The organism is Ktedonobacter racemifer DSM 44963, from assembly GCF_000178855.1.
Taxonomy (GTDB): domain Bacteria; phylum Chloroflexota; class Ktedonobacteria; order Ktedonobacterales; family Ktedonobacteraceae; genus Ktedonobacter; species Ktedonobacter racemifer.
Genome location: NZ_ADVG01000002.1, coordinates 627099 through 650093 on the forward strand (window position 1 = coordinate 627099; position 22995 = coordinate 650093).

Here is a 22995-nt window from a genome sequence, read left to right on the forward strand (position 1 = left end):
TTCCTTTTCTTCTTACCTATGGTCGTTCCTGCAAATTACCCCTTTTGCAGAAAAACATCTCTATTGATCATATCTCTTGTGCTGAAACCAGCGTCACTGCCCTGCAAGCATACTCGAGTTTTCCGAAGAGGCAGTAGGTATTGGTTCCAGGAAATAGTATAGGAGGCAGCAGGTGTTGTACCAAGTGTAAAACTACACCTGGATTGGCGAGAGATCATTCTCTATGGCTTGATAAATCTTATCCAATCCTCATAGCAGGAGAGAGGCATGATTGAAAGCAAACCCAAATCTTCTCAGAGATCAAATGTGCTGCGCGATACTCTTGAGGAGATTGAAATCCTGCGGCTCGCTCGTCAGGAAGAGGTGAGGGATCACCCTCATCCACTCCTCAAACGCTTTACGCAACAGGAGCTAACTGATGAAGTGTGTCCTACCTATAAAAATTTGCTGGTCGGCCGCTCACAGCGAATTCCCAGCCGCCAGACGTTGATGCAGATTGCCGATTATCTGGAATGTACCATTGCCCAGCGCAATGACTTGCTCTTAGCCGCTCGTTATCTTCCAGAAAGTCTTGAATTAAAGGGTCTTGAACTCCAGCAAGCGTTAGAGCAGGCCCGACAGCTCATGAGAACCCTCCCCTATCCCGCCATGCTTGTGACACATACCCTGGAAATAGAAGCCCTCAACGAAGCCTTCCAGCGTCTCTTTGAGCTTCCCTTACTCACCGCGCTTCCACGTACACAACGACATGTCCTCCCTTTATTTTTTCGGTATGACTTGCCGATCCGAAGGCGCTCAACCTTTAATGAGCAGGCCATCACAGCCTGGCAGGCTGGTGTATCACGGGGCATTCAACTCTTTAAGCAAAGCAACAGGTTATATCAATTTGAGCCGTGGTATCAAGAACTGGTAGACCAGTTCTGCGCAGTCGCCGATTTTCGTCAGCATTGGGAGCGAACACCTGAGCTACGCGATCAGCACCAGGAGCCATCAAAGTTGCTGCTCGGCCAAAATGCCACAACTGGAGAAATGCTCCCCATTCAACTCCAGCATATTCGCATCTCGGTCTGTAGCCACATGTATCCCTGTATCATGGCGCTTCTCCCCCTGGATGACGCGGCTCGCGCTGTCATTGCATCCCTTAGCAATGCAGAGGGATCTATGCTCAATGATCTGGCATGGGCAAAATCAGGCCAGAAAGTTGTCCCAAAAGTGACCGCGTAACCCTCTTTCTCTATAGATGATCACGAAGAGTGGTCATGAGCATAACATCTCCATTGAGAGAAAAGGAAAGAGGGAAGATGGCAACAAATATCCCATCAGGCTCTTTAGCAAGCATAGTAGCAAGCACGATTCCAACCGACATTCCATTGCAGGAACAGATTGATACATTCGTGGCTCGGGGGGCAAAATATGTCCCAGAAGAAATGGCGAGGCAAGTGGATAGCCACATTGAGCACCTTGCCGCGTCTGGCGTCGCGGAATCCGCGCTGAAGGAAGATGAGCAGGCGCCCGATTTCACGCTGCCTGACGCCTTGGGGCAAGCGATGACGCTCTCGCAGCTACTCACACAGGGGCCGGTCGTCATCATATTCTATCGCGGCGAATGGTGTCCCTACTGCAACCTGGAATTGCGTGCCTATCAGAAGGCGTTACCGCAGCTCCAGGAACTGGGGGCAACACTTGTCGCGATTTCTCCACAGACGCCAGATCATAGCCTCTCAACACAGGAAAAGCACGAGCTGGCCTTTGTCGTACTTTCAGATAGGGGGAATCGTGTGGCACGAGCGTACGGGCTTGCCTTCGCACTAGACGAAGCGGGGAAAGCCTTGCATGCCCAGATTGGCGCAGACTTACCTGTCTACAACGGCGATAACTCATGGGAATTGCCGGTGCCAGGAACATTTCTCATCGACCAATCCAGGACGGTTCGCCTGGCTTCCGTCGACTCGAACTTTTTCCACCGGCTTGATCCATCGGCCGTGATCGCGCGGCTTAAGGAGTTAAAATGAAAATCGTCATCTTTGGTGCGAATGGCGCGACAGGAAAAATCTTGACGAAACAGGCCCTGGAGGCAGGGTATATCGTGACGGCCGTTACTCGCCATCCGGAAGCCTTCCCCCTGCAAGATGCCCACTTGAACGTGATGGGTGGAGACGTGTTCGATCTCGCGCTGGTTGAACAGGCCGTTACTGGACAAGATGCCGTCCTCTCCACCCTTGGTGTCTCCTTTAGTCGCGAGCCAATTGCCATCTATTCGCGGGGCATGGCCCATATCACACAAGCCATGAAGCACTCCGGCGTTCGTCGCGTCATCTGTGTTAGTTCAAGCGCGACTGGTACGAACCATGAGACGGGAGGCGGTTTCATCTTTGATAAAATTCTGCAACCGATCGTCATGTCCACGATTGGGAAGACGACCTACGCGGATATGAAAGAGATGGAAACGATGTTGAGGAAGAGCGACCTTGACTGGACGGTCGTCCGGCCCTCTGGTCTCTTTGAGACAGAAACCGTCACCGATTACCGGGTGGCTGAAGATCACATCAGCCGACAATTTACCTCCAGGGCAGACCTGGCCGACTGCATGCTCAAACAGCTCGCCACAGACCAGTACGCACGTAAGGTGATCGCAGTGGCAACATTTTCGGCGCAACCCAGCATGCTAAAGTTTATGCTGCAAGAGGCCTTCAAAGAGCCCGCCAAAAGCTGAGAAGAAGGACAAAAACACTCTAAGGGATTGGTCATAATTATGGCAAAAACATATCATGCTCCTCTGTTTGTACGTTTGGCAAATGTTATGTCAACGACCCTCCTGCGTGCGGGCTTCAAATTCACAGGCTTTGGGGGCTACCACATCTACCTGCTCACGGTACATGGGCGCAAAAGCGGGCGGCCGCGTACCGTCCCGCTCGCGCTTCTTGAGCACAGTGGAAAGCGCTGTGTGGCTTGCGCTGGAGCAGGGAATTGGGTGCTCAATCTGCGGGCAGCGGGAGAGGCTACCCTCACGCGTGGTCGTCGTTCTGAAACGGTCATGGCAAGAGAACGGTCTCATGAGGAGGCGGCCCTCGTTTTACGAGAGGAAGTCAAGCACGGCTACCCCTTCGCGAACAAATTTGGCGTCACGGTACACTCTTCACTTGAGGAGTTTGAGCGTGCAGTGGTCGGCCATCCGCTGTTTGAGTTGGAAAGGAAAGGATGGCAATCATGACGCAACCGTCCACACGTATTCTTGTTCTTGGTGCGGGGATTGCGGGCCTGGTCTTCACCCTACGATTGTCTGGCAAAGTGGCTCACGAGTCTGTCCAGGTCACCCTGGTCGACGAAGCAGATACCTTCACCATACGCCCCAGGCTGCATGAGTTTGCCACCAATCAGCGCATCTTTAGTCGCCCATTTTCTCAAATTCTGCGTAAGACGCACATCCAGTTTTTTCAAGGGCGAGTCACCAGCCTTGACCCCGACCATCGCCGGGTCGCGGTCCTGGATCAGCAGCAGCAAGAGCATGAGTTGGAGTACGACTACCTGATCTACGCACTGGGGAGTATGACAGACCGCCACAACGTCCCTGGGGTGGAGCAATATGCCTACAGCCTCTCGGCAAGGGGTCTGTTCTCAGCCTCGGCCTTGCGCGAAAGGCTTCCCGAAATCGGTGCCAGAGGCGGTCGAGTAGTGGTCTGTGGCGGAGGCGCCACCGGCATCGAAACCGCGACGCAGGTGGCAAGCATCTATCCTCAGATCAAGGTCAGCCTGGTGACGCGGGGGGAGCTCGCTCGCTCCTGGGACAAGAGCGTGGCCGACATTTTCCGGCGGAGACTGCTAAGCCTGGGCGTCGAGATCGTCGATCAGAGCACGGTAAGTGCCGTACGCGCGCAAAGCGTGGCCATGGAAGGGGGGCGCGAACTCCCCTGCGACCTGTGCATCTGGACGACGGGCTTTGTGGTACAACCTCTGGCAAGAGAAGCTGGCCTGGCTGTAAATGAGCGCGACCAGGTTCTCGTCAATCCCTTTCTGCATTCGATCTCTCACCCCCAGATTCTCGCGATTGGTGACGCGGCCTTGCCTGTCGAGAACCCGGGAGTATCACACGTACGTATGAGCGCCTTCACGGCATCGATTATGGGCGCTCACGCGGCTGATTGTTTGAGCACCGAACTGGCAGGCAAGCTCCCCAAACCGCTCAGCTTCGCCTACGTGGCCCAGGCTGTTGCTCTGGGGCGAAACCACGCGCTGTTCCTCCCACTTACTCCTGATGATAGACCCAGGCCACCCTACATCACAGGCCGGTTTGGTGCCCTCACGCGCGAGGCATTCGTGGGCTTTGTCGTCACAGCCACGCTGGCGCAACAGCGCTTTCCAGGCCTGCTTTCGTGGGTAGGGAAGGGACGATATGAGCAACAGCGTCAAAAGCTAACCCTTGAAGAGCATCCTTCATCTGCTTTAAAATAGTTTCTATGAATATGCAGTATAGTTCTCATGTTGAGAGAACAACAGCAATAGAGAGCACTATGATTAGTCAGAAATTTCCCTATCAGAAAAAGCGGCAACTGGTTCTAGGGCGAGAGATGGCCTATGTAGAAGAAGGAAGTGGAGACCCGGTGGTGTTTCTGCACGGCAATCCCACCTCCTCTTACCTCTGGCGCAACATTCTGCCTCATGTCGAGGCGCTTGGCCGTTGTATCGCGCCTGATCTCATCGGCATGGGTGATTCGGAGAAGCTGCCAGGCAGCGGCCCCACCTCCTACACCTTCGTTGAGCACCGTCGCTACCTGGATGCACTTCTCGACCAGCTTGATATCAAGGAGCACGTCATCCTGGTGGTACATGACTGGGGATCGGCCCTGGGCTTTGACTGGGCGTACCGTCACCGGGACAAGGTGCGCGGCATCGCCTACATGGAAGCAATCGTCAAGCCACGCACCTGGAGTGAGATCCCCTCACCCTTCCGTGAGTTTCTTCAGGCAGTGCGATCTCCCGCAGGGGAACAGATGATTCTGGAACAAAACTTCTTTATCGAGCGAGCTCTTCCTGGTGGTATGCTGCGCAGCTTGACCGAGGAAGAGATGGCTCACTATCGCCGCCCCTTTGCTGAGGCGGGCGAAGCGCGCCGTCCTACACTGGCATGGCCTCGCCAGGCTCCCTTTGATGGCGAGCCAGCCGATATGGCAGAGATCATCACGACTTACGGAGAGTGGCTTTCCCAAAGCCCCATCCCCAAACTCTACATTCAGGGCGATCCAGGCTCGATGCCGCCGAGCGAACGCGCTTTCTGTCATACCTGGCCCGCGCAACGCGAGATCACTGTGCCAGGACGTCACTTTATCCAGGAGGACTCTCCTGATGAGATTGGCAGCGCGCTCGCAAGTTGGCTGCACACCCTGGCATAATGTACATCATAGGAGAGTGAGAAGAAACAGATGGCAAAAACAAATAAGGCTCCGTGGTTTGTCAATTTGGGAAACGTTATGACAACGACCCTGTTGCGCGCGGGCTTAAAGCTCGTAGGACCCGGCAACTACCCTATGTACCTGCTTACGGTGCGTGGGCGCAAAAGTGGACAGCCACGTACGGTCCCGATTGTGACTATTGAGCGTAATGGGAAGCGCTATCTGGCCTCCCCGTTTGGAGCCGTGGCCTGGGTGCGCAATCTGCAAGCCGCGGGAGAGGCTACCCTCGCGCGTGGGCGTCGCGTTGAAAGGGTCAATGCACGAGAACTGTCCCTCAAGGAGGCGGCCCTCGTCTTGCAAGAAGATATCAAGGGTGGCAACCCCTTTGCTAGCTACTACCAGGTCGACGCGAAATCTTCCTTTGAGGAATTTGAGCGTGTGGCGGGCAAACATCCTGTGTTTTTGTTACAGAGCGCCATGTGAACCTTATATGAGCACACTGCCCTCCGCATCCTGCGGGGGGCAGTGTGCTCATTATTTCGTGCCAACGACCGAGGCGAGTACCAATGGCCGCACCCGTTGCAGGAGTTCGTTGAGAAACTGTTCCGGCCGGGCAAAAGCCGCGAGATGACCCGCCTGTTTGATCAGGGCAAATTCCTTGTGCGGGGTCTCGAGTGTGTCAAAGTAAGCTTTCGCCGCGGCTGTTGGCGTGACCGCATCCGTATCACCCTGAAAGACGAAGAATGGGACATCGAATCGCGTTCCAAGCGTGCGAAGGTCCGCCACCATAAGTTCGTCAAGCAGTTGCTCAGTTGAGAAGTTCATGCCCTTGAAGATGTCTATAAGATCTCCCAGCGTGTGATCGGGTGAGGTCAGCATGGCTGGCAGCATGATATCCATAATCATGTTTGGAATCGTTGGGTTGGCCTTGATTGTCCACTGGTGCAGTGCTGTAAACTCTTTAACAGTAAGCTTCCCTTTCCTGGCTCCAAGTTTCTCCACTGCTTTCACACCTCGGGTATTGCCTGAGGCGCGAAGCCACTCCAGCGTCAGTTGATACGAAAGCTCGCTGGCATCAGGCGTGCTATTTTGGTCGGTGCCCACATAGGCGGCAAACAACTCAGGCCGATGTTTGACCATCATGGTCCCTGTAATGCTTCCGACCGAACTGCCCACGAGAATGATGGGCTGACCAAGGTATTGGCGCAAAAACTCCGCGATCTCGATCCCATCCTGGACCAGGCGCCCAAACGTGAGGGGGCCGGTGCCAGCCTTCCCATTTTTGTGGAAGGTCTTGCCCGCGCCGCGCTGATCCCACTGAACGAGCGTAAAGTACTTTTCCCAGGAACGTAATAGTGGAGCAAAGATCGAATAGGTTGAGCCTGGGCCACCATGGACAAAAAACAGGACCGGGTTGCGGCGGTCCTCGCCGCGGATCGTGATCCACTGGTCGATACCACCAGCCTTGATGAAACGTTCATTGACAATCCCATTGGGAGTAGTGATCATAAGCGCTTTCGCGAGCTTTTGCTGCGTGCTTTTGCGTGTCATAAGAGCGGTGAACATGTTGATAGCCATGAATATTTTCGCTTTCTTTTCGCGCCATCTCTCTGGAGAGAAGAGCAAGATTTTTGTTTTTTTATTGTGTGCCTGTTGTCATTGCTTGCTACTGTTGAGAGTATAGCCATTTCAGGAGAAGAACTCCCCACCCATGCGGGTAGTGCGAAGGGTAGTTGACAGCGAGGCGAGGCGGTAGTGAAGAGAGAGGCGGCTATCTAGTGTGGCTCATGGCGCTGAGCCTCAGAGGCAGAGGAGAGATGTAACTGGCGCGCCGCCTCACTGGCCTGGAGGCGGTTGCTGACACCTAGCTTCTGGTAGAGGTGCTTGATGTGGTACTTCACAGTATTGACTGAGATAATCAATTCGCTCGCGATCTCCTGGTTGCTCAAGCCCGCGATCAGCAGGTGCAGCACTCGTTCTTCGTGCGCGGAGAGCGGCTCCACCAGTCCGTTGGTTTCCACTCTCCCTTCCAGTCTGTCCAGCTCACGCTGCGCCTCTACGATCACCTTCTCATCAGAGAGTTTGCAAGCGCTTAAGAGCGCCTGGCGAAGATGCGTTTGCGCGAGCGCGAAGTCGCCCTGGGCCAGGTAGATCTTACCCAATGTCAGGAGGATATCAACGGCAAGAAAGCGGTTGCCAGGCGGAAGGTTATCCTCCTGAGCCTGGAGCAGCATCTCTAGCGCCTCACTCACCTGGCCAAGATCCAGCTTTTCCTTGCCAACAAAATAGAGGCATGTCGACCGATACATCTGCACGCGCCGATCCAACGCTCCTTTTCGCGGCAAGAAGATGAGCGCCTGCCGGGCGAAATGCACAACTGAAGAGAAGGGGGCTTCATCCAGCAAGGCGCTCAAAGCGCGGTGTGCCCAGGTGGCACCAATCCAGGAGACGTCGCCACTGCGCTGCCAGCCCTCTTCGGCCAGTTGCAATAGCCTCTCGATACGCACGCGTTCGCCATCAGGAATAGCAGCTACCTCAGTGGCTAACGCTGCTTCCTGAGCAAACCAGAGTTTCACCGGAAAGCGGAGTTCGGTGGCAAAGAGAAAGCAGAGCATGGGATGCGCGCGTACAACCGCTTCTGGAAGTTGTTCCATCCACCGCAGCATCGTTTGCGGCTCAGAGAAGTTTTGCGTGTGTACGCGCTCGATCAGCCGCGCAACGCGCTCTATATCCTGCGCCAGATATGCAGCCTCGATAGCCTCCGTGAGCAGCGCCTCCTGCTCATACCACATACTGGCCCGCAGGGAGAGGGTGCACAAGCGCTCTTCGCCCAGCCTCCGTTCGGCCTCATGCCGCATGGCTGCCGCAAAGAGCGCATGATAGCGATACCAACCTCCGGGTCCCTCCAGGGCCTCCAGAAAGAGTCCAGCCTGCTGGACTGCTTCCAGTTGAGCCACGCTCTGCTCATCCCCAGTGACGGCTACACACAGCGTAGCAGAGAGACGACCGAGAATGCTGGTTTGAAGGAGAAAGCTCTGCATTGGCTCAGGCTGCGTCTCCAAAATCTCGTAGACAAAGTAATCGAGTAGCGAGCGATCGGCAGCAGTATCCAGCGCGCCAAGCGAGAGGACGGCCTGCTCAATGGCCTCCTGGGTTCGCCATTTCGAGAGGGCCAGCGAGAGCAAGCGTAATCCGGCAGCCCACCCCTCCAGCTTGTTATCAAGTTGCTGCAGACCCATTGGCGACAGGTCGTGAGGGAGGGCCTGGCGAAAGAACGCTGCTGTCTCCTGGAGGGAGAAGCGCAAATCGCTTGTCTGTAGCTCGTATACCTCACCCCTGGCTCGCCAGCGCAGGAGCGGAAGTGGCGGTTCAGAACGCGAAAGCAGCAGGACATGGGCTCTGGCAGGCAGATGATTGATAAAAAAGGCCAGCGTCTCATGAACACGAGCATCCTCGATCACATGATAGTCGTCGATTACCAGCAGACCCTCGAAGGGCGAGTGCGCAAGGGTGTTGAGCAACTGCGTCAGAGCCGAGTCCAAGGCAGGTGGCTCAAAGGGTGAAGGAGTGAGCGGACTAAGCAGGGCCAGCGCAGCCTGTCCCGAGGCCTGCTGCTCCGGTGCCAGGAATTTGAGGCAGGCAGTCATGAGGTAGCGCCAGAAGCGCAGGAGATCGTTGTCGCCAACATCAAGCGAAAGCCAGGCAAGAACGGCATCTGCTCCCGATGTGTCCTGTGCGTCAGGAAAATGGAGATGCCGCCACTGATTAACCAGCGTCGTTTTGCCAGAACCTGCTGGCGCCTGGAGCACCGTCACTTTGTAGTTCAGGCTCGCGTCAAGCTGTTCAAGCAAGCAAGTTCGTCTGACCAGCTTCCCTGAGAGAAGTGGCGGATGCAGCTTGGTTTCCAGCAGCGGCAGCGCAGATGGAGCAGGAATCAGGTTAGTATCCTTTTCAAAAGGCCTATCGCCAAGCACAGAGCCGCCCTTTCCAGTTGTTGATGTCAGAAATATCTTATCTGAGAAGTATAACAGATAAAGAAGCTTTTGGATAAAAACTTGTTGCGCTTCCTTCCTAAAAAATGATTGGGTGATGAGTCAACTGACCCATCACCCAATCATTTTTTAGGCAGCGACCCGACGCATGTGCGGGTTCAGTGTGGCTGCGAGCGCAAGAAGCATAAGGCCGCCTGCCATGAGCAAGATGGTGAAAGTCGTCCCGGCATTCTGGAGCAGGAACCCAGTCAGCGCCAGGCTCACGGGGTTACTACTAAAGACAATCAGTCGGTACACACTATTGATGCGACCCTGTAAGGCATCAGGGATCAGGGCCATACGCTGACTCCGCTGCAGAACATCAAAGATAGGGAAAAGGAAAAAGAGGAGGGCGAGAATAGCCCCAAGCGTGAGCAGGTTGGGAGCCAGGATCAGCAAAGGTGCAAGCAATGCCTGTGCCCACAAGGTGATGAGAGAGATCACAAAGAAGCTCAGACGGCGGTGGAGCAGCGGCGCCGCCAGCGCACCAAGCACCCCGGCCACCCCTGCGACGGCGAACAGGACGCCAAGGTCTACCGTCGAGGCATGCACATGTTGCCCCAGCACAATACTGACCAACGTGATTCCCCCGGTCATCAGATTGATTCCGCACAGGAGCAGTGCCAGCGAGCGAATGAAGCGCTGCTCCCATAGCCACTTCAGGCCCTCTTTGACCTCTGTCATCAAAGCACGTGAGGCCCCTGCTGTACGCTCCTGTTGAAATGAGGTCCGAATGAAGAGAAGCGAAAGACAAGAGCAGAAATACGAGACAGTGTCTGCAAGAAAAGGGAAGAGGCTCCTAACACTATAGAGGAGGCCACCCAGCGGCGAGCCGAGGAGCATCGCGATATTATAGGTCGCGATATTTTGCGCGCTGGCGGCAGACAACTGCTCCTTTGAGACCACCTGGGGCAGGCTGGAGACTTCGGCGAGATCGAAGAAGACAAAGAGGGTCCCTTCAAGAAGTGAGACGAGATACAGTTGGATAAGGGTCAGATGACCGAAGAACAGCGCCAGCGGTATGCTTGCCATACTCAGAAATCGCCCAATATCACAGAAGATCATCACCTTCTTGCGATCCCATCGATCCATCAGGGCACCTGCGGGCAAACTGAGGAAGAGATAAGGAATGGTACGCAGCGCCGCCGCGATCCCGGCCTGAGCAGGTGAATGGGTGAGCGCGAGGATCAGCAGCGGAAAAGCCAACTGTGACACCTGTGAGCCAGTCTGCGAGACCACCTGACCACCCCAGAGGAGCAGATAGTCCCGATTCCGCCACAGCGGAAGAGGCGCACGTGCCTCTGATATCTCTTCTTTGATCACAACCTGATTTTGATTCTCTATCACGAAATTGTTCCTTTTTAGTTAGCTTTATAAATTGCACGAAAAGCATGCCGGCATAAAATGCCTGCAAAAATGAATAAGGAAGTGATGGATGCATCCGAAATCAGGCCATGTATGAGGGCTGATCATCTTCGAGGTCGAGGGCAACACAAGGGAGGAAACACACAGGGATATCTTAGCGCAAGGTACTCGCACACAACCAGGAAAGGATGCACCATCTGTTTGTCGAAGGAATGTGCTGCATAAGAGTGCCCCTTTCTTTCTGTTAGATAAACGACGCTTGCTTGCCATAGTATAGCATGTTCAGGTTGCCCATTGCAATGAATGAGCCAGGGAAGTCAGAGAATCACAATACGATCTTGAACATGCTCTCAGGGACCATCTCAGCTTAAAAGACGGGGCTTTCTCGCTTGCGGCTGTAACTCATGTGAGAATGCCATTGCAAGTCAAGCCATTTTCCTGGCTGGTTGATGGGAAAAAGCCTGAATATTCTGCTCTACCTGAAGAGGGATTTGTACAAAAAAGGTAGTGCCTTCTCCCTCAATGGATTTTACCCAGATTTGCCCGCCGTGGCGCTCGACAATTTCTTTACTCACAGTGAGCCCCAGGCCCCAACCTTCTCTGAAAAAAGTCTCGGCGTAAGGAGTACGATAAAATGGGTCAAAAAGGTGTGACTGCTGCTCGAGAGAAAGAGCAGGTCCCTCATTATGTACCTGGAAAAGCACAGAGGCATCCTCCACGTGTGCGCCAATAGAGATCACCGTGTCTTCTAATGAGTAGTGAAGAGCATTGCTCACCAGGTTAATCACAACCTGGGTAAGTCGTTTGCCATCAGCTTGAATGATTATAGGATCGGGAGGAAGTTGTAGCTCAATCTGGCGACCTGAATACGTACGTTGATTCTCGACGACCTCACCACAAATCTTGCTGAAATCGCAGGGGCCAAACTGCAAGATCTTCTCCCCAGTATGTAAACTACTGAACTCAATCAGATCTTCAACCAATGCTTGCAACACACGTGTCCGTGCCTCAATTTTGTCAAAATGCCTTCTCCACAAAAGTGATTCTTTCTCTGTACTTTTCGCTTTATCCAGACGTCGTAAGGCGAGTTGCACTTCTCCTAGTATGGTGGTAAGAGGAGTTCGTAACTCGTGAGCCGCACGTATCATAAAATAATCCTTGAGATGATTGGCTCGCTCAAGCTCTTGATTGATTTGTTCAAGTTTCTGGTTCGTTGCTGCCAGTTCCTGGGCATAGCCATGCACCTCTTGTTCGGCCACACGTATACGCCAGTATTTCACCATATTCTGGCCTGCGAGAACAGCGATTATGCATTGGGCACATACGAAAGGGCCAAGTGTTGCTATGGCAGTTCCAAAATTCAGACTCACCATATCGAAATGGGGAAAGACAATGAGGAAAAAAGCAAGAAACCCAACCAGAGTCGTTACCAGAGCAGGACTTACCCCCACACAAAGCCAACGATAACAGATGCAAGGCACAAGGGTACCCACATAACACGTACGCTTGGAATAAGAAGAGCTAAGAGCACTGCTAAACCCGTGAGGAAGAGTCCGATGAGATATCCAAAAACGGGTAGGCGCCACCTTGGAAGGTATATGGTAGCCTCATGATGCACCACTCTCTGGCGATTAAGGTACTGGCTTATTTTTCTCCTTGGCATCATAAGACACTCCTGATCATTTACCAAGCCCTTGCTTCGTTGCTACGAGAGGGGAGATTATGCAGCGGGGATATGATATTTCATTTTTATGATACGCCTTGGAGACAAGAGAGATTTCACAGGATATGAATAGATCACCTTTGTTGCGGAAAGGGAGAATGCCGTAAACGTCTCGGCAGGCCACGAAAGTCGTAATAGGAGTTGATCGCCTCGCGCGCCTCTGTCTCCAGGTCGGAGGATTGGTCGAAGGGTTTGAGGAGGATATCAAGCTCACTCTTCTTCAGCGTGCGCTTCCAGGTGCCGACAATCTGGCCCGCGACGACGAGCATGGGCATGAAGACGCCATTGTTGCCCGGCACGACTTTCTGGACATGCTCAGTGGCAAGCACGGCACTACGGTCCTTGTATCCAAGCAGGTATTCATCGAAGCCGGGTAGCAAGTAGAACTCAGAGAATGGATGTGCCTCGCCGCTGAGCGCGTCACTGGAGAACCAGTACTCCTGCCCATTGTGCTTCTCGACACGCAGCTCGCTTCGGACAGCGTGAAATCCGGTCCTGGCCTCGCTGATGGTCAAACCTGTCCACCAGGCGAAGTCGTGAACAGTAACCGGTCCATGACTCGCCACATAGCGCTTCACAAGCTCGTTCAGGGCCTCCTCGCGCGAGAATTTACGTGGTTGTGGCACCCATTCATCGAGCAGCACAAAGGTCTGCTGCTTGCCCTCGTATGGCCCCAGGCAGATCAGCCCTGTTTGTGCTAGATACCACAGCAAGTGATAACCACGCTGCGCCCTGGTGCTGATGCCCGCATCTTCCCATAGCGTCATGACACCAGGGCGCGAGAGGCGCTTGCCACCGTACAGCGCGTCGTGAAGGAGTTGCGCGGCACGCTCGATGATCGCCTCGTCGAGTTCGAGCTGCTCCTGTCTGCGCTTATCCTTCGCGATCATGCGCGTGGCCGTCAGTTCCAGCATCCATTTCGCATCTTGCGCCGGAACAAAATGCAGCGTGCCGCGCATAGGCCAGGTGCGTACGATCTTCCCCTCGGCTATTGCGTGCTCGACCATTGCCAGTGTCGAGGCGCGCATGCGCAGGCCAATCGCCCACAACGCCTCCTGATACTCCTGCGCCTGTATCGCGCCCAGCCAGCGCACCACCTCTTCCGGCGTCTGGCAGCGCTCACCGTTAATCTGCTGGCTCAGCAATCGTTGCTGCGCAATGTCCATGCCTGTCTTCTCCCTCATGATCTACATGTATTCATGGTTTCACTGATTGATTCGCGTACAGGAGTCGTTGGAGCGCACTCAGACAGATCTGGCGCATCTGTGTAGGGCTAAGTGCAGGATTCTGGAGCGTGGCTTGAATAGCCAATCCATCGATCAACGCCGCCAGTTGCGTTGCAACGATAGCAGAATCAACTGCTGCGAATTCGCCGGAAGCGCTCCCTTCGGCGATGATGCGCGCCAAAAAACGCGTCCAGCGGCGATGTTGTTTCTCACTGACCGCGCGCAGCCGTGCATTGCGTGTGACTTCACCCCAGAAGGTCAGCCACAAGCGCCATTCGTCGCGGACCTCCTCGCTTTCGGGCAGACTGGCCGTTACCAGGCGCTCCAGACGTTCCCATGCACTCTGGGCACCAGTGAGCGCCGCCCGAAAGGCAATACCGGTATCCTGCACTTTCTCAAGGAGCGCAGCCTCAAGCATGGTGTCTTTATCACCAAAATAATGGACGATGGTTCCGGTGCTGACTCCGGCCGTTTCCGCCACGTCACGCATCGTCACACGCTCATAGCCAAGTTCCACAATACAACTGCGTGCGGCGCGCAAAATTTGCGTTCGGCGAGCAGCCTCGTGGATGCCGGGCTTTGCTGGCATGGGGTGAGTCCTCCTTTGCTCTTATTGCCTCACCTATGATATCATAGAACTGGCCGTGTTTATAAAACGAACATTCGATTTACAAACACGGAGATGATGATTGTCATTTGACAGTGTGAAAGAGAGTTGAAAATGGTCCAAGCAATGATCCCTGGCTATCCGCGTCTTGGCGCCAGGCGCGAACTGAAAAAGGCGCTTGAACAGTTCTGGTCTGGTCGAATCACTGAAACAGAACTGCTTGAGCAGGCAAGCACACTACGCAAGCAGCGCTGGCAGTTGCAACACCAGTCTGGTCTGACGCACATCCCATCTAACGATTTTTCCCTCTACGACCATGTGCTTGATACAATCGCCCTGGTCGGAGCCGTTCCTAGACGCTATCAATGGAATGGTGGTCTGGTTGATCTGCATACCTATTTCGCTATGGCGCGTGGCATGGAGAAGGACATGGACCAGGCCAATGCGGTTCCTGCCATGGAGATGACCAAGTGGTTCGACACCAATTATCACTATATCGTCCCTGAGTTTGAGCCAGGGCAAGCGTTTCATCTTGCCTCACGCAAGCCTGTCGAGGAGTTTTTGGAGGCGAAGGCGTTGGGCATCCAGACATGTCCAGTGCTGCTCGGCCCGCTCTCCTTCTTGCTGCTCGGTAAGACAACACAGAGTGGGATGAACCAGCTTGCACCGCTGGATGCCCTCCTGCCTGTCTATGAGGAGATTCTGCAAGCCCTGGCGCAGGCGGGTGCTGAGTGGGTACAGATCGATGAGCCGTGCCTGGTTCTCGACCTGGATGAGGCGACGCGGGCAGCCTACCGATCTGCCTATACGCGCCTGGCAGCGCAGAGAGCGGCCCAGGCTCCATCACTGCGCATCTTACTCGCCACCTACTTTGGCGATCTGCGCGAGAACCTGCCGCTGGCGTTACAGTTGCCCATAGATGCGCTGCACCTTGACCTGGTTCGCGCTCCAGAACAACTTGAAGAGGCGCTTGCGCAGGCCCCGTCCTCGCTCTCACTCTCTCTCGGCCTTGTCGATGGACGCAACATCTGGCTCACTGATTTTGAGCATGTGCTGACTGTGGCTTCGCAAGCTGTGCAGGCGCTTGGCACAGAGCGAGTCTTGCTCGGCGCCTCCTGCTCACTGCTGCACGTGCCTATTGATGCGATGCAAGAGACGCATCTTGACGAAGAGATGCGTTCCTGGCTCGCCTTCGCCAGGCAAAAGGTCGAGGAGATCAGCCTGCTCACCCGCGCGCTCAATGAGGGTCGGGAGACGATTGAGTCCGCGCTCCTGGCCAATAGGCAGGCACTGGAGAGCAGGCGCAGTTCAACACGCATTCACAAGATGGAGGTTGCCCGAGACGTCCAGGCCATTACAGAGCAGATGGCGCAACGTTCGCAGCCATATCATGTGCGCAAAGAGCGTCAGCAAGCTGGACTAAAGCTGCCGCTTTTACCCACCACGACGCTTGGCTCCTATCCGCAGACAGCAGATGTGCGCGCAGCGCGTGCCGCCTACAAGAGCCACAAGATGGATCAGAACAGCTATGAAGCCTTCCTCAAGCAAGGGATCGAAGAGGTGATTCGCTTTCAGGAGGAGGCCGGACTAGATATGCTGGTGCATGGCGAGGTAGAGCGGGGTGATATGGTCGAATACTTTGGTGAGTATCTGACCGGGATGCTGCTGACACAGCATGGATGGGTACAGAGCTATGGATCGCGTGCCGTGCGTCCCCCGATCATTTATGGTGACGTGGCACGCCCCGGGCAGATAACCGTTGAGTGGTCACGCTTTGCGCAATCGCTCACCGCTCGCCCGGTCAGAGGGATGCTCACCGGACCGGTGACCATCATGCAGTGGTCCTTTGTGCGAGATGACCAGCCCCGTTCAGAAACATGCAAGCAGATTGCCCTGGCGATTCGCGAGGAAGTCCTGGACCTGGAAGCGGCTGGCATACGCGCGATTCAGATCGATGAGCCAGCGCTGCGTGAGGGCTTTCCCCTACACCATGCTGACTGGCAGGAGTATCTCTCCTGGGCGATCTTCTGTTTCCGCCTGGCTGCAAACGGTGTACGTGACGAAACGCAGATCCACACCCATCTGTGCTACTCAAAGTTTGATGACATCGTTCCTGAGATCGCCAGCATGGATGCTGATGTGGTCCTCATCGAAGCCTCGCGCTCTCAGTTCGATCTCCTGGAGGCGCTCAGAGCCTATCGCTATCCTAACGGCATTGGACTTGGCATCTACGATGTGCACTCGCCGCATGTGCCGACAACACAGGATTTTGATGAGAAACTGCGTCTCGTCCTCCAGATTCTTCCGTCTGAACAGTTGTGGGTGAATCCTGATTGTGGTCTCAAGACGCGCAAGTGGGAAGAAGTCAAGCCAGCGTTGAAACATATGGTCTCTGCCACCCAACAAGTACGATCCTCACTATCGCTGCAAACCGGTGCCTTGTAATGGTCTAGGGATCAGACAAGGAGCATTTGCATTGATGCCCAGGTTTGTGCGATAAAGCAGTGTCTTCGTTCACAAAATTTGGGAAATTTGAACTGGCCTCTCGTCAAGTACTTCGCGCAAGCGGTGGGCAAACGCCCTCGGATTGCTCACATAGCCCACGTGGCGGCCCGGGAATTCTACCATATCCGTTCCGAGCCGGTCCGCTACGGCGGCGGCGCTTAAGTATGTCGCGGCCTCCTGATAGTCATGTCCGCCAGCAAGCACGATTCGCGTTTGACTGGTGGCGCTTGCGAGCGCGGCAAAATCCAGTAGGTAGTGGTCGTACATGGCTACCTCATGCTCAAAGAAGAAGATCGTGTTCTTCACAGCCTGATCCTTTATAGAGGCAGGTAGCTCGCTCACCATCTCTAGGCGGTCCTCGTTCAGGCCAGCCAACTGAAAGAGCGCCTGTAAAGCCGCCATAACTCCTGAATGCCTGTACACATCCTGGATGCCTTTCATCTCCTGGATGGGGTCAGTTTCGGGCAATAGGTGCGTTGGCGGCTCATGCGCGACCAGCGTATAGACCTGCCCGGAGTGGCGGGCCACCAGGTCAAGTCCAATAATGGCACCGCCGCTACTACCGAATACATATGCCGGTTCATAGTCACTCCCCAAGGCTTTAAGCAAACGATGGGCATCGTCGCTGTGTACCTCGACGTGCTGTTCTTCACCTGGATTATCGAGCTGACTGCGCGAAAGGCCCCGGCGATCATAGGTCACAACGGTATATTGATCGGCGAGATAGTCCACAATCCCATTGAAGACAATGCGATCATTGCCTCCACCAACGATAAGAAGCAGGAGAGGACCGCTTCCACGCACCTCATAGGAAAGAGTCGCGCCAGGCACACGTAAGGTGTTCGATTTTGTGCTACTCATGAAAAAGTTCTCCTTTTTTATAGGACGGCGGCGAGAAAACCACGAGGTCTTCAGCCTCGTGGATGAATCGCCGCTTCTCACCCTTGACTCTCAATATACTGGCGTATTGTATCCTGGCTGGCGTTACCGATAGTGCAACAAAAGTATCCATCACTCCAGAATGTCCTTTCCTTCCAAAAGTGTCTTCTTAATTCACCTTCGTGCGCTCTCCAAAGCTGAAGAGTCGATTCTTGCTTTAACCTTCGTACAATCGCGAGTGGTGCTATCCTCAGTTCGCTTTTCACGAGACAGTGAATATGATCCTGGTCCACTTCCATTGCCTCAAAAGAAAAGTCTGATTGTTTCGCAATGACCTCGAATATCCTTTTTGTCTCATCTCCATAGCGCGTTAAAAGGCTTTTGCGGTACTTACAGACAAAGATGAAGTGATAGAGCATGAGGAATTTAGCATGGTTCTTTGTAGCATAATCCATGATGAACGTGCATTCACTCTCTTCATCTTGTCAAACTTGGGTATTGGTTTCAATGCGACTTTGTTACCAGAGATATCCATCAAGATTGCATATCCAGTAGATATGCGCCCCTTGATAAAGTACTCCTGCCCCAGGTAACGCACCTTGTCAAATTTTCGAAATCCACTGATCTTGCCAGTAGTGATTCTCTGTTCGCTCCGCACCCCCTTTGTTTGCTGGTAGTCCCCGTCAGATACACAGCGTTTTGAGAGCACACTCGTCGTGCAGAAGGTTGGCTTCACCCCTCGCGTCGCAATCATCGTTGCATCAAAGACATGCTCTTTGGGCAACCCTGCCAGGATGCGATGTTCTTTGGTGACAAAGCCCCAGGTTTCCTCTGCCTCAACACGCTTGAGTAACTGAATGCGGATGCTATTCATCTGCGTCGCATGTCGCAAGGTTCCCTTTTTCTTGCCTGTGCGTTTCAGGGTGATTGTGCCTGCATGCAGTCCATCGTGACAGGTTTTGCAGAGGGTGAGTAAATTCGCTTCCTCATCGCTTCCGTTCTGACTTCTGAAGATGATGTGATGAACTTCTAACCGTGTCTCCTTTGATTTCCCCTTGCAGTGCTGGCACAGGTAGCCGTCTCGTGTAAGCACATAGGCTTTCGTGTTGGCATACCCATAGTTGATACCCTTCTGGTAGAGCCATTTGTTGTGCAATACTTCAGGGTTCTTGAGTGCATGAGGGTCAAAGGTTCCTGTTTCTAGTACAATGGAGGTGATAGGCAAGAGTGATTGGACAAAACGGATTTCTCGCAGATGAGTATCAATCTTGCTTTTCATGGTGGGTGAGAAGCGTCCTTGCTTGATGGAGTTTTTACGATTGAGCCAGCGCATAGGACGGTATCGTGTTTTGCGGTTGCGACGATTGCGGCGTGCCCTGGCCCGTTCCTTCATCGTCTCGGCGATATCGTTGCGTATCTGTACCTCTGAGAGATACACAACAAATCCACGCTCATCAGCCACGGCTGATCCGATGACCACGCTACCGGTGTCTACGCCATGCGTGAATGGTTGTGTGTAGATCTGCTCTGGTTGTGCCAGGAGCTGAATGGTGAATGGCGTTCGGTGTCTCACCTTGGCTTTCCCCTCTTTGAGTAAGAGACGGGCAATCACTGGCTGACAGGGCATCAATGGTGCTTTATCGGGTGAAAGTACATAGGCAATGTTCATGGAAGAGAATCCTTTCGGAAAAAACTCCGGCAAGCGCCGGGTGATGCGTATCCCTGCACTATGACCATGCAGGGAATCCGACCTCATCTCGACAGTGTTCAAAAGGCTTTTTACACCTGGATCACCGGGCCTTTCCTCAGCCCTACTTAAACCCAGGCGACAGAGCAACGGTCTGATGCGTCAACCGCAGGTGTCATGACCTAGCGAACGGTCTCACCATTTCTGGTGAGGAGTCTGGTGAACTTGAGCTTCCGAAAAAGCGACCGAACCTCAGACCCAACGACTTCCGAAGAAGCCACTGAGTCTTCAGCTCAGTGGTAGTTCACCTCATTGCTTCGATGTATCTGACATATAGACTTGATCCTCTCAACGCCAACGTCAGGCGTATGCAACGTTAGGTCTCATGGAGAACAATACATGGGTTTTGTAAACACAATTTAAATTGGCACCTGCTAGAAAAAGCCCCGCTCACTCTGAATGAGAGTGAGCGGGTGGCTTTTTCTGGCGAACTTATTCTGCTGAACATACTCTGTTATCGGCAAGGAGACAAGCATACTCGTTCCGGCATGTGGTTGACTCACCACCCCAATGGTCCCCTGGTGGAGTTCCACTATTTTCCTGACGATGGCGAGTCCTAATCCGCTTCCCTCGCGGGCACGCTCCCGTGAGGCATCGACCTTATAGAAGCGCTCAAAGATACGCGTTTGCGCCTCCAGGGGGATACCTATACCCGTATCTGTAATCCTGCATTCGATGCAACGATCCCGCCGATGCACTTCTACACACACTTTTCCACCTTCTGGCGTGAATTTAATACTGTTGTGTAGGAGATTACTCCACAGTATCTTAAAATGATGACCCATATGCCTATGTGCCATCCGTTCAGACGGCCAGCCGTCTAGGGAGAACTGCGGCTCCCACTACTCCTCGCCCCACTTGCAAAGGGTCGGAGCTACTTTTGCGTAAAATGTTATACGCTCCGTTGATATCGGCATGAATGAGGCGTCCATCCTTGGCACGATACCAACTGCGAGCCACACGCTTGCCTGAGAACACCGGCTTCTCAGCAGCGTTGGCCTCATAGGTTGGAAGAGGGTCGCCGTCCAGAAAGCTTGCCTTGCTGGTGTAGCTTTCTTCCTGAAGGATGACCCTGATCCCAACCAGGTGCGCTTTGTAGGTCAACTGCTCAATGAAACGAGCATGGGAAAGCTGCACAAATTGCTGGTTGTTCCTGCGCCCCATGGTCACCTCTTGTTTCCACAAGGGATTTTTGCCACTCACCAGCGTTCCGATACCTTCGCTCACCAACAGATCAATGATCCGACGGCTGGCCGTGTGTAAATACGCATCCACACGGCGATTGCGCTTCGTCGTCACACGATCCAACTGGCGCGAGGTGTATCGGTTCTCATGCGCGAGGCGTTTCTGCTGCTTGGCCCGGTGTTTGTTGTTAAAACTAAGCATGAGTGTCACCACTCCTACTCGTCTTCAAAACCGTGCTTGACAGTTTCCCGTCACACGGCTCCTCAGTAACATGGCCTTTGTCGTAGGTACCGTTGGCCTTTTTCGAGTGGCGCTCGTCGTGGCAATGACGATGGAGAGCGAACTTGTTGCTCAATTCCTCTCCGCCTCCTTCACTTTTCGGGGTAATGTGATCGATCTCTATGAGGTCTTCATCTTTGAAGTACAGTCCACACCAACGGCATTTTCCCTCTTGCTTCTGTAAAAGTTTTGCTTTAACTCCGTTAAGAAGCGGGTGTTTCTTGAGTCGCTGGCTCCAGTAAAGAAGATTTCCGTCATATGGGCTGGCAGTTCCTTTCACTTTTACATGACGCCGGATGTATGTTTGTTGGTGGTTTCGTAGTTGTAGGTCGGGGGTTCGGAAGATCCATCCCTTTCCTTCATCCACTTTCCAATACTTTTGCATAATCCAGTGTCGATTTTTGTTTGGGTGCCTGCGATTCGCCCATCTTTCCAGTTGTCGAAAAAGTACCATGTCGCAGTGCTTGAATGCCCTTCTTGCACAGATGCTTCGGTAGTAGTTTGCCCATCCGTAAATGACCGGGTTCAACTCTTTAATGAGCTTTTCCTGTTTCATGCTCCGGTGCTCTGCTACCAGACGATGCGTTTCTTTCACATGGTGCGCAATCGCTTCCTTACTGGGTCTGATGAGTGTCTTGAAGCCAAGTGGTTGACCATTAGGCCGCTTTCCGGTGTGTGTTTTCCCCATCGGATACTGGCGTATGGTGAAACCAAGGAAATCAAATCCCGTTTTTCCCTGATATTCCATCAAGGTGTGCGTGATCCGTGTCTTGCTCGGCTTGAGTTCTAGTCCAATGCGCTGTAACCATTCCGAAAGGATTTCTTTTGCTTTTTCGACGCCTTCGAGCTTGGGATGGAAAACCACCAGATCATCGGCGTAGCGGACAAATTTGGGTCGTCCCTCCTTCCACCGGTAGGCCGCTATCAAGTCCGTTTCCATACCATGAAGCGCGATATTCATAAGTAATGGTGAGATGACTCCCCCCTGCGGGGTTCCTTTCCGGGTCTCGTCAAATATGCCATTATCAATGATTCCCGCTTTGAGCCAAGCTTTCACAAGCAGCCTTACTGCGGGATAGGTGTCGAGTTTGGCGAGAAGTGCCTGATGATCAATATGATCAAATGCTCCTTTAATATCGGCATCCAGGACATACTTTGCCTGTGTGCAGATATTGGTGTGAATGGTTTGAATTGCATCATGACAGGAACGTCCAGGGCGGAAACCAAAGCTATTGGGTTCAAATTTGGCTTCCCATTGTGGCTCTAAAGCGAACTTTACGAGGCACTGGTGCGAGCGATCTCGCATGATGGGAATCCCCAAGGGTCTTTTCTCATCCTTTCCAGGCTTGGGAATATAGATCCTTCGCACTGGTTGGGGTTTGTATTGAGACCATTGCTTGGGGTGGATTTGTTCAGCCAGAGTGAAACGCTGGGCCGGTTTGACTGATTTTACTCCGTCAATGCCTGCTGTGCGTTTTCCCTGGTTGTCTTGGGTCACTCGTCGAACCGCTAAAAGCCTTGTCGCTCTGGATTTCATCAGAAGTTTCTGTAGTTTGTGGACTGCTCTTGTGTTGCCACGGCTCTCGGCTTTGAAGATGCGCTTTTGTAGGCGGTAAACATGCTGCTCGAGCTTGCGCCAGGGCAGCTTGTTCCAACTTTCACTCTCAGGGTCAGGTGGTAGCTTGATCTTGGGTGCCTTCGTTTTCACCATACTACTCGTTTCTCTTCATTCCATGTTACCGTGCCTACGTCAGCATATCCTGGGCATTACCCCAGGCATTGGCTTTTTAGGCAATCCTTCTCGGAGGCAGCTTGCGGATGGTTTCCTGCTCATCGTATCGACCTCCAATGAGAGCGTACCTTCGAGTTACTCCGTTCCGATTATCTGTTTTGCGCTGCCGTAGGTTTGTGCTATCCACCGGGTACGCTAGTGAGTGAGGCAGGGTATCACGACACTACCCTTTCACTTTCTCCATTGTTTCGCAGATTGGTACCTTACCTTTTGGTCAAGTCTATCAGCCTGTTTGACTTGTTCAACCTAACGATGGTTCCGTTGCACAT

20 protein-coding genes are annotated in these 22995 nt (G+C 53.5%); 8 read left to right on the plus strand and 12 right to left on the minus strand.

Translation table 11 applies throughout. The annotated features are described in order from the left end of the window. The first annotated feature begins 267 nt into the window (after positions 1-267). From KRAC_RS19080 to KRAC_RS19110, 7 genes are all read left to right on the plus strand, one after another. Positions 268-1224, plus strand: coding sequence for an MmyB family transcriptional regulator (locus tag KRAC_RS19080; RefSeq protein WP_007909807.1), 957 nt, complete (start codon positions 268-270; stop codon positions 1222-1224). Positions 1225-1301: 77 nt separating this feature from the next. Next, positions 1302-2012 carry a peroxiredoxin-like family protein gene (locus KRAC_RS19085; RefSeq protein WP_007909808.1) on the plus strand — a complete coding sequence of 237 codons (711 nt, stop codon included), beginning with the start codon at positions 1302-1304 and terminating at the stop codon, positions 2010-2012. Next, complete coding sequence (locus tag KRAC_RS19090; RefSeq protein ID WP_007909809.1) at positions 2009-2713, plus strand: NAD(P)-dependent oxidoreductase; 705 nt, start codon at positions 2009-2011, stop codon at positions 2711-2713. Before KRAC_RS19085 ends, KRAC_RS19090 begins: the two co-directional genes overlap by 4 nt. 39 nt (positions 2714-2752) lie before the next feature. Then, positions 2753-3211: a nitroreductase family deazaflavin-dependent oxidoreductase gene (locus KRAC_RS19095; RefSeq protein WP_007909810.1), complete on the plus strand. Its 459-nt coding sequence runs from the start codon at positions 2753-2755 to the stop codon at positions 3209-3211. Continuing rightward, positions 3208-4449, plus strand: a complete 1242-nt coding sequence (locus tag KRAC_RS19100) for an NAD(P)/FAD-dependent oxidoreductase (protein WP_007909811.1) — start codon at positions 3208-3210, stop codon at positions 4447-4449. Before KRAC_RS19095 ends, KRAC_RS19100 begins: the two co-directional genes overlap by 4 nt. Positions 4450-4508: 59 nt before the next feature. Beyond that, positions 4509-5387, plus strand: a complete 879-nt coding sequence (locus KRAC_RS19105; protein ID WP_007909812.1) for a haloalkane dehalogenase — start codon at positions 4509-4511, stop codon at positions 5385-5387. A 30-nt stretch (positions 5388-5417) separates the two neighbouring features. Continuing rightward, positions 5418-5870 (plus strand): nitroreductase family deazaflavin-dependent oxidoreductase, encoded by a 453-nt coding sequence (locus tag KRAC_RS19110; RefSeq protein ID WP_007909814.1) that lies wholly within the window; start codon positions 5418-5420, stop codon positions 5868-5870. 51 nt (positions 5871-5921) lie between these two features. Here the strand turns inward: KRAC_RS19110 and KRAC_RS19115 are convergent, their stop codons facing one another. From KRAC_RS19115 to KRAC_RS19140, 6 genes are all read right to left on the minus strand, one after another. Continuing rightward, positions 5922-6965: an alpha/beta fold hydrolase gene (locus KRAC_RS19115; protein ID WP_007909816.1), complete on the minus strand. Its 1044-nt coding sequence runs from the start codon at positions 6963-6965 to the stop codon at positions 5922-5924. Between the two features lie 197 nt (positions 6966-7162). After that, on the minus strand, positions 7163-9361 hold the full coding sequence (locus KRAC_RS76095; protein ID WP_007909821.1) for a winged helix-turn-helix domain-containing protein: 2199 nt from the start codon (positions 9359-9361) through the stop codon (positions 7163-7165). Between the two features lie 147 nt (positions 9362-9508). Further along, a complete protein-coding gene (locus KRAC_RS19125; RefSeq protein ID WP_007909823.1) occupies positions 9509-10765 on the minus strand; it encodes an MFS transporter in 1257 nt (418 codons plus the stop codon). Between the two features lie 443 nt (positions 10766-11208). Further along, positions 11209-12066 (minus strand): sensor histidine kinase, encoded by an 858-nt coding sequence (locus tag KRAC_RS19130; protein WP_007909824.1) that lies wholly within the window; start codon positions 12064-12066, stop codon positions 11209-11211. 514 nt (positions 12067-12580) lie between these two features. Beyond that, the gene (locus KRAC_RS19135; protein ID WP_007909827.1) at positions 12581-13672 is read right to left on the minus strand and encodes a winged helix DNA-binding domain-containing protein; all 1092 of its coding nucleotides are present in this window, start codon (positions 13670-13672) and stop codon (positions 12581-12583) included. 31 nt (positions 13673-13703) lie between these two features. Beyond that, positions 13704-14321, minus strand: coding sequence for a TetR/AcrR family transcriptional regulator (locus KRAC_RS19140; protein ID WP_007909829.1), 618 nt, complete (start codon positions 14319-14321; stop codon positions 13704-13706). A gap of 132 nt (positions 14322-14453) precedes the next feature. Here KRAC_RS19140 and metE point away from each other — a divergent pair, with 132 nt between their 5' ends. Further along, entirely contained in the window at positions 14454-16784 is a 2331-nt protein-coding gene (metE, locus tag KRAC_RS19145; protein ID WP_007909831.1) for a 5-methyltetrahydropteroyltriglutamate--homocysteine S-methyltransferase, read from the plus strand. Between the two features lie 69 nt (positions 16785-16853). Here the strand turns inward: metE and KRAC_RS19150 are convergent, their stop codons facing one another. The 6 genes from KRAC_RS19150 to ltrA all read right to left on the minus strand — a co-directional run bounded on the left by KRAC_RS19150 (position 16854) and on the right by ltrA (position 22645). Next, positions 16854-17705 (minus strand): alpha/beta fold hydrolase, encoded by an 852-nt coding sequence (locus tag KRAC_RS19150; RefSeq protein WP_007909832.1) that lies wholly within the window; start codon positions 17703-17705, stop codon positions 16854-16856. 77 nt (positions 17706-17782) lie between these two features. Further along, entirely contained in the window at positions 17783-18178 is a 396-nt protein-coding gene (gene tnpA / locus KRAC_RS66190; protein WP_007909833.1) for an IS200/IS605 family transposase, read from the minus strand. Further along, the gene (iscB, locus tag KRAC_RS19155) at positions 18094-19392 is read right to left on the minus strand and encodes an RNA-guided endonuclease IscB (protein ID WP_007909834.1); all 1299 of its coding nucleotides are present in this window, start codon (positions 19390-19392) and stop codon (positions 18094-18096) included. Before iscB ends, tnpA begins: the two co-directional genes overlap by 85 nt. Before the next feature lie 452 nt (positions 19393-19844). Continuing rightward, the gene (locus KRAC_RS19160; RefSeq protein ID WP_083814737.1) at positions 19845-20270 is read right to left on the minus strand and encodes an ATP-binding protein; all 426 of its coding nucleotides are present in this window, start codon (positions 20268-20270) and stop codon (positions 19845-19847) included. A gap of 4 nt (positions 20271-20274) precedes the next feature. Beyond that, the gene (locus KRAC_RS19165) at positions 20275-20856 is read right to left on the minus strand and encodes an IS200/IS605 family accessory protein TnpB-related protein (RefSeq protein WP_052568409.1); all 582 of its coding nucleotides are present in this window, start codon (positions 20854-20856) and stop codon (positions 20275-20277) included. Next, a complete protein-coding gene (gene ltrA / locus KRAC_RS19170) occupies positions 20849-22645 on the minus strand; it encodes a group II intron reverse transcriptase/maturase (RefSeq protein ID WP_007905969.1) in 1797 nt (598 codons plus the stop codon). The genes KRAC_RS19165 and ltrA overlap by 8 nt, the downstream gene beginning before the upstream one ends. Positions 22646-22995: the final 350 nt, after the last annotated feature.

What these genes read in the sequence shown, in the direction of transcription:
- KRAC_RS19080 (WP_007909807.1), top strand. Translation starts at nt 268, where the DNA reads ATGATTGAAAGCAAACCCAAATCTTCTCAGAGATCAAATGTGCTGCGC.
- KRAC_RS19085 (WP_007909808.1), top strand. Translation starts at nt 1,302, where the DNA reads ATGGCAACAAATATCCCATCAGGCTCTTTAGCAAGCATAGTAGCAAGC.
- KRAC_RS19090 (WP_007909809.1), top strand. Translation starts at nt 2,009, where the DNA reads ATGAAAATCGTCATCTTTGGTGCGAATGGCGCGACAGGAAAAATCTTG.
- KRAC_RS19095 (WP_007909810.1), top strand. Translation starts at nt 2,753, where the DNA reads ATGGCAAAAACATATCATGCTCCTCTGTTTGTACGTTTGGCAAATGTT.
- KRAC_RS19100 (WP_007909811.1), top strand. Translation starts at nt 3,208, where the DNA reads ATGACGCAACCGTCCACACGTATTCTTGTTCTTGGTGCGGGGATTGCG.
- KRAC_RS19105 (WP_007909812.1), top strand. Translation starts at nt 4,509, where the DNA reads ATGATTAGTCAGAAATTTCCCTATCAGAAAAAGCGGCAACTGGTTCTA.
- KRAC_RS19110 (WP_007909814.1), top strand. Translation starts at nt 5,418, where the DNA reads ATGGCAAAAACAAATAAGGCTCCGTGGTTTGTCAATTTGGGAAACGTT.
- KRAC_RS19115 (WP_007909816.1), bottom strand. Translation starts at nt 6,965, where the DNA reads ATGGCTATCAACATGTTCACCGCTCTTATGACACGCAAAAGCACGCAG.
- KRAC_RS19130 (WP_007909824.1), bottom strand. Translation starts at nt 12,066, where the DNA reads ATGGTGAAATACTGGCGTATACGTGTGGCCGAACAAGAGGTGCATGGC.
- KRAC_RS19135 (WP_007909827.1), bottom strand. Translation starts at nt 13,672, where the DNA reads ATGGACATTGCGCAGCAACGATTGCTGAGCCAGCAGATTAACGGTGAG.
- KRAC_RS19140 (WP_007909829.1), bottom strand. Translation starts at nt 14,321, where the DNA reads ATGCCAGCAAAGCCCGGCATCCACGAGGCTGCTCGCCGAACGCAAATT.
- metE (WP_007909831.1), top strand. Translation starts at nt 14,454, where the DNA reads ATGGTCCAAGCAATGATCCCTGGCTATCCGCGTCTTGGCGCCAGGCGC.
- KRAC_RS19150 (WP_007909832.1), bottom strand. Translation starts at nt 17,705, where the DNA reads ATGAGTAGCACAAAATCGAACACCTTACGTGTGCCTGGCGCGACTCTT.
- tnpA (WP_007909833.1), bottom strand. Translation starts at nt 18,178, where the DNA reads ATGGATTATGCTACAAAGAACCATGCTAAATTCCTCATGCTCTATCAC.
- iscB (WP_007909834.1), bottom strand. Translation starts at nt 19,392, where the DNA reads ATGAACATTGCCTATGTACTTTCACCCGATAAAGCACCATTGATGCCC.
- KRAC_RS19160 (WP_083814737.1), bottom strand. Translation starts at nt 20,270, where the DNA reads ATGGCACATAGGCATATGGGTCATCATTTTAAGATACTGTGGAGTAAT.
- KRAC_RS19165 (WP_052568409.1), bottom strand. Translation starts at nt 20,856, where the DNA reads ATGCTTAGTTTTAACAACAAACACCGGGCCAAGCAGCAGAAACGCCTC.
- ltrA (WP_007905969.1), bottom strand. Translation starts at nt 22,645, where the DNA reads ATGGTGAAAACGAAGGCACCCAAGATCAAGCTACCACCTGACCCTGAG.